Source organism: Colwellia marinimaniae (genome assembly GCF_002207865.1).
GTDB classification, from domain to species: domain Bacteria; phylum Pseudomonadota; class Gammaproteobacteria; order Enterobacterales; family Alteromonadaceae; genus Colwellia; species Colwellia marinimaniae.
In genome coordinates this window covers 1-417 of the sequence record NZ_BDQM01000139.1, presented here as the reverse complement: position 1 = coordinate 417, position 417 = coordinate 1, and the positions used below count along the sequence as shown (strand labels likewise).

1 pseudogene is annotated in these 417 nt (G+C 47.7%); it reads right to left on the bottom strand.

Annotated elements, in window-relative coordinates:
* Positions 1-183 (bottom strand): annotated as a pseudogene (locus tag MTCD1_RS18585) (acyl-CoA thioesterase domain-containing protein); the annotation flags it as partial.
* Between the last annotated feature and the right edge of the window lie 234 nt (positions 184-417).

Here is a 417-nt window from a genome sequence, read left to right as displayed (position 1 = left end):
GTGCAGAGAGTGGACCTGACGCGATGCCGAAACTGTCTGTTTGGCGGCGCTCAAAGCCTGCCCCATCACTTGACCACCGAAGACATGACCGAAGCCTAAATCTTGACTCTGACCTCGAAATAGCCCCTCTTCAATTCGCTCTAAAGAGAGTAGAGATAATAGATCATTTAATACCTGACTCACCGCTTGCCTCACACAACTAATCAATAGCCACACAGCTTAACTCACATAATGGTCTTCAAGCCAGAATTTTACTGAGTTAAGGAGATAGAAAGCCGCACGAGTAATACACAGGCTAGAGCACACCTGCTGTGTTCCATCTTAGAGAGCCTGACATCAGGCTAAGAAATCAATTCAGCCAATATTATTCAATAGTGATATGACGCTCCCCGGCACCACGCCGAGCCCACGAGACTC